Here is a 3,691-nt window from a genome sequence, read left to right on the forward strand (position 1 = left end):
GTCAGCATGATCTGCTTCGCGCCCGTCTGGATCAGATCATCGACGTGAGCCATGCGCTGGCGAAGCTGGCGCGGACGATCGACTGGCGGTTTCTGAGCGAGCAACTGGGCGCGGTCTATACCGATCAGCCCGGCTGGCCGCCGCTGCCGTCCCGGCTAATGGCGGGTTTGGCAATCCTCAAGCATATGCACAATCTTTCCGATGAAGCCTTATGTGAGCGCTGGCTGGAGAACCTGTATTATCAATATTTCTGCGGTGCGGAATTCTTCTGCCACAAGCTGCCATTCGAGCGTTCTTCGCTCACCCACTGGCGCCAGTGCATGGGCGAGGAGCGGCTGGTGGCACTGCTGCAGGAGAGCCTCGCCGCCGCGCCCCGCACCGGCGCGGCAAAGCCGTCGGATTTTACCCGCGTGATCGTCGACACCACGGTGCAGCCCAAGGCGATTACCTTCCCGACCGATGCCACATTGCTGTCCCGCACCCGCCCGCGCGCATCTGGTGCGGCTGGCCAAGCGGCTCGGCTTTGAGTTGCGCCAGTCTTATGCGCGCGTCGGCAAGATAGCGCTGATCCGCCATCAGCGCTATGCACACGCCAAACAATTCAACCGTGCCAACCGGGCCTTGAAGAGTTTGCGAACGCAGCTGGGCCGGGTAATACGCGACATACGCCGCACCTCGCATTGGCCGAGCGGGTCCATGCCCAGCGCGCCAGGCAACGCGGGCCGAAAGTTTACAGCCTTCACGCGCCGGAGGTCGCATTATCGGCAAATGCATGCCCCGCCATCGCTCACAAGAGTTCCGCAAGTTCCTCGACGAGGTCGAGCGCAACGTGCCCGCCAATCTCGACATCCAAGTTGTCCTGGATAATTACGGCACACATAAAACCAAGCTGATCCGCAATTGGTTCCTCAAGCGGCCACGCTGGCATGTTCACTACACACCGACCTCGGCGTCATGGAACAATCAGGTCGAGCGCTTCAACGGTCGCATTGCAAGCGAAGTTCTCGGCATTAACGTCGCCGGACATGCAGATCTCGAAATACTTCTTCTCGGCTTCAACCGTGCTTACAACGGGCGACGACAACGCGTGCTGTCCGGGGGCTCACCCATTGACACCGTTCGTCGACATCTTGCACGCAATGGACGCTTGGCAAACCCACACTACAAGCCCGCAGACAGCAATGACCTGCTGCCAAAGGTCGATGAAATCCTCTATTATGCCAATGACGTCTCGCAACCAGACAGCTAGGTGGTCGGTTCATGCGAGGTGGACGACACCAAGGGGATCGCCATTGCGTATTTACGACGTTTCGGTCATGACTTGTTAGAAACTCGTCAACCCAGGAAGCCCAATAACGAACGAGCCCCTGCTGCATCCATGTGTTCTATTTCTTTATTGTTCTAACAGGCGAGCCCGCATGATCGCGCGCCTCGCTACTGCCGCGAAGCGTCTCGCGGCCCAAGACTGGAATCTCAGTGCCGGACTCCGCGCGGCCCTGGCCTGTGGAGTGCCGCTGGCACTCGCCGCGCTCTGCGATGCGCCCGGCCTCTCCTGGACTGCTCTCATCGCCTTCTGGATCGTACCGATCGATCCGGGATGGCCGCGACGTCGGCAGTTGGTTACCATCACCGCCTTCATTCTGGCGAGCGCGACGGGTGCCTTCCTCGCCGTTCTACTCCGCCCGCACCTGCTCATCGCGTCTCTCTTCGCTGGCCTCTGGTGCTTCGGTGCAATCTTTATCCGAGTCTGGGGTGAAGCGGCGGCATCTGCCGGCAGCATGGTGGCTGTCATTCTTCTTATCCTGCTCGGCGTGCATCAGACGTCATCCCTGTCTGTAGCAGTCCAGATGGCGGCGCTGACACTAGCGGGCGGCTTTTGGGGCCTTGGCCTCGTCATGCTGCCTGGCGGCAAGCGGCTGGAGGCGACGCTTCGGGTGGCGATCGCCCACATCTTCACGCTGGAAGCGATGCTCGCCGAGGATATCCGAGATGGAACATCCAGGCTCCGCCGCGGGGCTGTACGAGACGCGATCGAGGCGGCGCGCGAAGCCATCGCGGCCGCGCCGCCGCCCCAGCCGGGTATGACGTCCGCACGGCAAGTGGCACTCGGTGCCTTTATCCGCGCCGACCACCTGCTGCTCGCCCTTCTCACACTCCGGACCTCTCTCACCGATGCTGCGTGTGGCAGCGCCTCGTGCCAGGCGCTGAATGGCCTCCCGGGGTATCTCCACGATCAGGCGGCGGCGCTGGCGGAAGGCGTCTCTTCCACGCTCCGTAGCGGGCAACAGCTGCCGCTATCCACCCCTCCTGAGATCGCGGCCGCCCTGGCCGATGCATGGCACTGGGCCTCGCCCTTCACCTCTGTTGATCTACCGCCAGACCCGGCCGTCAATTCGACGGGCAAGGGCGCCTTGTCACGGCGTATCCTGCTGTTACGCGAGAATCTTTCCTGGAGCTCGCTTTCCTGTCGCCACGCGGCGCGCTTCGCCGTTACAGGTTCGGGGCTCACCGCGCTGACCAACGTGCTCGGCCTCCCGCACAGCCACTGGATCACGCTGGCCGCCGTAATCGTCCTGCAAACCTATCCTTCCACCACCCTGCAGCGCGCCCTTGCGCGAGTCGGCGGCACCATCGTCGGCGGCGCGATCGCCGCCGCCGCCGCTCTCATGCTAGAAGGTCCCGCCGAGGCTATGGTCGTCATGGTGCCGCTCAGCTTGCTCGCCATGACAGTCCGCTCGGCCAGCTATGCGCTATACGTTATTTGCGTGACGCCGCTCTTCCTAGTCATGACCGAGCTTTATGCCGATAGCGGCATATTTTCCTCCGGCCTCAGTATAGAGCGCCTGGCGGACAATCTGGTCGGCGCGGCAATCGGCCTGCTCATGACAGTCCTTTTCTGGCCTAGTTGGGAAAGCCGCGCCTTGCGGCCGCTTCTCGCCCAGGCGGTGCGCGCAAATGGAGCCTTCCTGCTCGCGGCCCTCGCGACCAACCAGACCGCAGAGCCGCCCCTCACCAACCCGCGCCTGGACGCACTTTGCAGGGCAGCGGGAATCGCTGGCAATAATGCCGAAGCCGCCCTACGGCGCATGCAGAACGAGCCGCGTCTCTCCCAACCGCTTGCGCTCGCCCCGGCAATGGTCATCGCCGAGGCGGCGCGTGGCCTTGCCGCCATCGCCATCGGCAGCCTCATGCGGGCGCGGCAGGCCGAAGGCTGTGCTGAGGCGGAAAGCTCCGCCTGCGCCCTCGAGATTGACGAGATTGGTGAGCGCCTCCGCGCCATCGCCGACGACATCGCCCGAGCCAGCACGCCCAACCGCCCACCTCCCACTCGCACGGCGTCCGAGCCGCCCGAGATCCTGCGCGCCCGGCATCTCCTTGCCCTCATCGAGGAGGCCACGCTTGGGCTGGAAGCCCGCCAGCCAATACCCTGAGCGGGAACGGTCTTAGGCTCATCTGCGCCTGCCCCGGATAGGCTTAAGCGCAAGACCGCGCTGGCTTAAGCGGAATGCTGAGCTTTGCTCTGTTTCCACAACCAAGCCGAAAGTTCACTAACCTAGTTGATTGGCTATACGCCCGACGATATCGGCGAGATATAGTAATTCCCATTAAGAGTGTGACGTTATTAATTCATCGAGGGATTTTCCTGAGAAGCTCCGTTGCCGTTTGAGGATCGCGAAAGCCTGCTCGATTG

1 protein-coding gene and 2 pseudogenes are annotated in these 3,691 nt (G+C 62.6%); all 3 read left to right on the plus strand.

The features are described from left to right. Positions 1–755, plus strand: a pseudogene (locus BUB54_RS19545) (IS5 family transposase); the annotation flags it as partial. Continuing rightward, positions 752–1,249, plus strand: a pseudogene (locus BUB54_RS21700) (transposase); the annotation flags it as partial. The pseudogenes BUB54_RS19545 and BUB54_RS21700, both read left to right, overlap by 4 nt. 169 nt (positions 1,250–1,418) lie before the next feature. Continuing rightward, the gene (locus tag BUB54_RS19555; RefSeq protein WP_048878913.1) at positions 1,419–3,431 is read left to right on the plus strand and encodes an FUSC family protein; all 2,013 of its coding nucleotides are present in this window, start codon (positions 1,419–1,421) and stop codon (positions 3,429–3,431) included. Positions 3,432–3,691: the final 260 nt, after the last annotated feature.

It is taken from the genome of Acidocella aminolytica 101 = DSM 11237 (assembly GCF_900129125.1).
GTDB lineage: Bacteria > Pseudomonadota > Alphaproteobacteria > Acetobacterales > Acetobacteraceae > Acidocella > Acidocella aminolytica.

Excerpts from the sequence above, each read along its gene's own strand:
- BUB54_RS19555 (WP_048878913.1), top strand. The coding sequence starts at position 1,419 with ATGATCGCGCGCCTCGCTACTGCCGCGAAGCGTCTCGCGGCCCAAGAC.